Origin of the sequence: Kineococcus indalonis (assembly GCF_009906395.1) — a bacterium.
In the GTDB taxonomy this organism is placed as follows: Bacteria; Actinomycetota; Actinomycetes; order Actinomycetales; family Kineococcaceae; genus Kineococcus; species Kineococcus indalonis.
This window is the reverse complement of record NZ_JAAALM010000311.1, coordinates 1-4,962: the sequence shown is the minus strand read 5'-3', so window position 1 is coordinate 4,962 and position 4,962 is coordinate 1. Positions and strand designations below refer to the sequence as shown.

4 protein-coding genes are annotated in these 4,962 nt (G+C 77.8%); all 4 read right to left on the bottom strand.

Features of this window, described 5'->3' with window-relative positions; translation table 11 throughout:
• Positions 1-157: 157 nt before the first annotated feature.
• Positions 158-1,429 (bottom strand): cation:proton antiporter, encoded by a 1,272-nt coding sequence (locus tag GTR00_RS14515; RefSeq protein ID WP_166612318.1) that lies wholly within the window; start codon positions 1,427-1,429, stop codon positions 158-160.
• Positions 1,430-1,468: 39 nt separating this feature from the next.
• On the bottom strand, positions 1,469-2,263 hold the full coding sequence (locus tag GTR00_RS14510) for an MIP/aquaporin family protein (protein ID WP_323132491.1): 795 nt from the start codon (positions 2,261-2,263) through the stop codon (positions 1,469-1,471).
• Positions 2,260-3,021, bottom strand: coding sequence for a hypothetical protein (locus GTR00_RS14505; protein WP_166612317.1), 762 nt, complete (start codon positions 3,019-3,021; stop codon positions 2,260-2,262). Before GTR00_RS14505 ends, GTR00_RS14510 begins: the two co-directional genes overlap by 4 nt.
• Positions 3,022-3,194: 173 nt before the next feature.
• Positions 3,195-4,962, bottom strand: a 1,768-nt coding sequence (locus GTR00_RS14500; RefSeq protein ID WP_166612316.1) for a gamma-glutamyltransferase family protein, incomplete at its 5' end; no start/stop codon positions are given.

The window sequence follows — 4,962 nt, the reverse complement described above, 5'->3', positions numbered from 1 at the left end:
TCACGGGGGGCTCCCGGGTGTCGTGGTCGTCGTGGTGCTCGTCGGTCGGTGGTGGGACGCGCCGGGCGCGGTGCCGGTTGCACCGCGGGCGTCCTCGTCCCCCCACCGTTGCCCGCACCCGCCGGTCCTCACGCGTGAGCGTCGTCACACGCAGCCGTCACACGTGGGTGCCCGCCACCTCGCCGAGGTCGCGCGAGCGGGCGCGCTGCAGCCGGTGGGCGTCCAGGCGCCCCACGACGGCGGCGGCGGTGGCGCCGTGCACGAGCACCGACAGCGCGACGGTGAAGCCGACGGCGGCCCACAGCTGCTCGCCGGGGAACTCCGCCTCCCCCAGCGCCCACGACAGGTAGAACAGCGAGCCGATGCCGCGCACGCCGTAGATGCCGATGACCCAGCGCTCGCGGGGCCCGGCGGGGCTGCCGAGCAGGCTGAGGCGGCCCACCAGCGGGCGGATGACGAGCACCAGCAGGACGCCGACGAGGGCCAGCTGCCAGGTCAGGGCGGCCAGCAGCCCGTCGGACAGGGCCGCGCCCAGCAGCAGCAGCAGCCAGGCGGTGAGCATCCGCTCGATCTGCTCCACGAAGCCGTGCGCGACGCGGTGCGCGCCGTGGGAGCGCTCGGCGGAGCGGATGGCGCAGGCGGCGACGAAGACGGCCACGAAGCCGTAGCCGTGCAGCAGCTCGCCGATGCCGTAGGCCAGGAAGGTGACGGCGAGGGCGGTGAAGCCCTCCACGTCGTCGGCCAGGCGCAGCGCCGGGATCGGGGAGCGGAAGAACAGCTCGCCCAGCACCCTGCCCACGACCCAGCCGACGGCCACGCCCACCACGGCGCGCAGGAGCACGTCCTCCAGGACCCACGTGCCCAGCGCCCCCGCCGTCGCGCCGGCGGTGGCCAGCACGACGGCGAGGTGCACGACGGGGAAGGCGGCGCCGTCGTTGAGGCCGGCCTCGCTGGTCAGGGCGAAGCGCACCTCGTCCTCGGTGCCCTCCTCGTCGGCGGGCTCGCCGACCTGCACGTCGCTGGCCAGCACGGGGTCGGTGGGCGCCAGCGCGGCGCCCAGCAGCACCGCGGCCGCGACGGGCAGGCCCCCCAGGACGCTGCCGGTCACCGCGACGAGGGCGATGGTCAGGGGCATGGCGACGGCGATGAGGCGCCAGGTGCTGGCCCAGCGCCGCCACCCCACGCGCCGGTCGATGGCCAGGCCGGCGCCCATCAGCGAGATGATCACGACGATCTCGGTGACGTGGGAGGTGACGGCCTCGTGCTCCATCGGGTCCACCGAGGGCAGGCCGGGCACGAAGCCCAGCACGACGCCGGCGCCGAGGAACGTCATGGGCAGGTTGACCGGGAGCCGGTCGACCACCCGGGGGACCAGCGCCGCGCCCAGGGCGCTGGCCCCGGCGAGGGCGAAGAGGACGGCGTAGAGCACGGCGTTCCAGACGTCGGGGTCGGACGGGGGGCGCGGGGGTCAGTCCCCGGAGGGGGCCTCGGCCCTGCCGAGGACGCGGTCGTAGAGCACGGCGGCGAGCACGCCGCCGACGACCGGGCCCACCAGGTAGAGCCAGGAGGAGTCCCAGGTGCCCGAGACCAGCGCCGGGCCGAAGGCGCGGGCGGGGTTGACCGCCCCGCCGGTCAGGGGCGCGGCCACGGCCACGCACACGGCCAGGGTGGCGCCCACGGCCAGCGGCGCGGCGGCCGCCGGGGCGCGCTCGTCGGTGGCCACGGAGATCACCACGAGGACGAGCACGAAGGTGATCACGACCTCCACCAGCAGGGCCCGCAGGTCGCCGACCCCGGGGGCGGGCACGGTGGCGGCCAGGCCGGTGAGGTCCCGGCCCCGGTCGCCGTAGAACGCCCACACCGCCAGCGAGCCGAGCGCGGCGCCGGCGAGCTGGCAGGCGACGTAGGCGGGCACCGCCCGCCACGGGAAGCGCCCGGTGACGGCCAGCCCCAGCGTGACGGCGGGGTTGAGGTGGCAGCCGGAGACGTGCCCGAGGGCCGCGGCCAGCGCGGCCAGCGTCAGCCCGAAGACGAGCACGACGCTGAGCAGGTCGTAGGGGCCGGGGGTGGCGGTGGCGCCGGCCACGGCGGTGGCGGTGCCGCCGAAGACGAGCACGGCGGTGCCCACCACCTCGGCGGTGCCGGCGCGGGCGGTGTTGGCGCCCGCCTCGCTGCCGTACAGGCCGCGCTGGTGGCTGCCGGGGGCGGGGCGCTGCACGCCGGGCGCGTCCTGGGTGCGCTCGTGCGCGGTGCTGCCGCTCACCGGCCCAGACCGGCCTTGTCGACGCGGCGGTGGAAGCGCATGCCCGCCAGGCCGCCGAGGACCGCGCCGACGAGGGCGACGACGAAGGCGCCGATGAGCGCGAGCACGCCGGCGGCGGTCAGCGAGCCGAGGTCGGTGGGCACGCGCGGGAAGCTGTCGAGCTGGCCGAGCACGTCGTAGGAGTCCCCGGCGATCGCGGCGACGGCGGCGACGACGAGGGCGACGACCACGGCCCACAGCCACACCGCCACGCCCTGCTTGGCGCCGTTGAAGCGGGCCATGCGCCCGGCGACGTAGCCGCCGCAGAAGTAGGAGACCAGCAGCACGGCCAGCAGCGCGACCGCCCCGGCGACACCGATGGTGCCGGCGTCCCCCTGCGCCTGCTGGGCCAGGGAGCCGACGGCCTCGGTGGCGTCGTCGCCGGTGCTGGACAGCCCCACGGCGGTGCCGGTGGCGGCGAGCAGCGCGGTGAGCAGCACGGCGGTGCCGGTGGCGGCGAGCCAGCCGAAGAAGGCGGAGCCGACCTTCACGCCGCCGAAGGCGTCCTTCTCGCGCTGCAGGACCGACTTGCGCGACATCGAGGGCCCGGAGGTGTCGTGCTCGACGCTGAGGCGGTCCGGGTGGGCGGTGGCCTGCTGCGCACCGGCCTGCTGCGCACCGGCCTGCTGCGCGGGGCGGCCGGCCGCCCGGGCGGCGCCGCCCGGGGAGCTGTCGCGGGGGGCGTCGGCGGCGTGGGAGCCGTCGCTCGGGGTGCTCACGAGGGGCCTCCTGGGGTGTGGTGGTCGCCGGCCGCACCGGCGGTCCGTCCACGCACCCTTCTCCGGAGGCGTCGGTGGTGGGCGCGGGGCCCGGCGGCGCCGGGGGTTCCCAGCGCCCTCCCAGTGTTGGGCCACTCGTGCGGTCCGGCCACTCGGAGGGCGCCGGGCCCGCCTCAGCCGGCGGGGTGCACCACCCCGGCGGCGCCGCCGCCGCGGCGGGTCGGCTCGGCCACGGCCTGCACCCGCCCGTCGGGCAGGAACTCCAGCGCGGCGGCCGCGCCGATCTCGGCGGTGGGGGTGAACACGTGGCCCAGCTCGGCCAGCGCGCGCCCGCGCGGGGAGTCCACGTAGGCCTGCTCGGCGGCGGCGCCCCCGGCGGAGGCGGCGCGGTTCTGCTCGGACACGCGCGGGGCGGCGACCGCCTCGGGCAGCGGCACGCCGCGGTCGAGGCGGTCCACGAGGATGCCCAGGGTGGTGCCGATGATCGTGGCCCCGCCCGGGGAGCCGGCGGCCAGCAGCGGGCGCCCGTCGCGCAGGACGATCGTCGGCGACATCGACGAGCGGGGCCGCTTGCCGGGGGCGGGCCGGTTCGGGTCGGGCACGCCGGCGACGGCGGGGCCGGTGGTGAAGTCGGTGAGCTCGTTGTTCAGCAGGAACCCGCGCCCGGGCACGGTGACGCCGCTGCCGCCGGTGGCCTCGATGGTCAGGGTGTAGGAGACGACGTTGCCGGCCGCGTCGGCGGTGACGAGGTGGGTGGTGGAGGTGCCCTCGTCGGCGCCCTGCGCGCCGGTGCCGGGCGCGCAGGTGCCGTCGAGGGCGCCGGGGGCCACCGGGCGGGTCAGGACGGCGTCGTCGCGCACCAGGCAGGCGCGCGAGTCGGCGAAGCGCTGCGAGAGCAGCGTGCTGGTGGGCACGTCCTGCACGTCGGGGTCGCCGACGTACCGGTTGCGGTCGGCGAACGCCAGCGCCGCCGCCTCCAGCTCGCGGTGCTCGGAGACCACGGGGTCCTCGCTGCGGCCCAGGGCGTCCAGGACCTGCAGCGCCTCGCCGACGGTGGTGCCGCCGGAGCTGGGCGGGGCCATGCCGTACACCTGCACGGGGCCGTCGGCGGCCTCGTGCTCCACGAGGGTGGGGCGCCGCTCCAGGGCCCGGTAGGCGGCGAGGTCGTCCAGGGTCATGCCGCCGCGCAGCACCTCGCGGGTGACGCCGGTGGCCACCGGCGGGGCGGCGACGGTGTCGACGACCGCGCGGCCCAGCTCCCCGCCGTAGAAGGCGCCGGCGCCCTGCTCGGCGAGCACCTCGTAGGTCCCGGCCAGGCCGGGGTTGCGGAAGACGGAGCCGACGGCGGGGGCGTCGCCGCCGGGCAGGAACAGCTCGGCGGTGGAGGAGAAGTCGCGGAAGCGGGCGGCGTTGTCCAGGGTCTGCTGCCGGAACGTCTCGTCCACGACGAAGCCGCGCTCGGCCAGCGAGCGGGCCCCGGAGAGGACCTCGCGCATCGTCATGGTGCCCTGGTCGCGCAGCGCCTCCTCCCAGGTGGCGGGGGTGCCGGGCACCCCGACGGACAGGGTGGAGCTGACCAGGTCCGGGAAGGGGCGCGCCTGGCCCTCGGGGGTGAGGAAGCCGTCGTCGTCCAGGGAGGCGGGGGCGGTCTCGCGCCCGTCGACGGTGGTGACGGTGCGCCGCAGCGCGTCGTAGGAGACGAGGAACCCGCCGCCGCCGACGCCGGCGGAGTAGGGCTCGGTGACGCCGAGGGCGGCGGCGGTGGCGACGGCGGCGTCCACGGCGTTGCCGCCGCGGCGCAGCACGTCCAGGCCCACGGCGGTGGCGTCGGGGTCGACGCTGGCCACGGCGCCGCCGTACCCGGTGGCCACGGGCTGCTTGGCCGGGGCGGGCGCGGCGACGGTGCGCGCGCTGCGCTCGACCACGGGCGCGGCGGCGGCG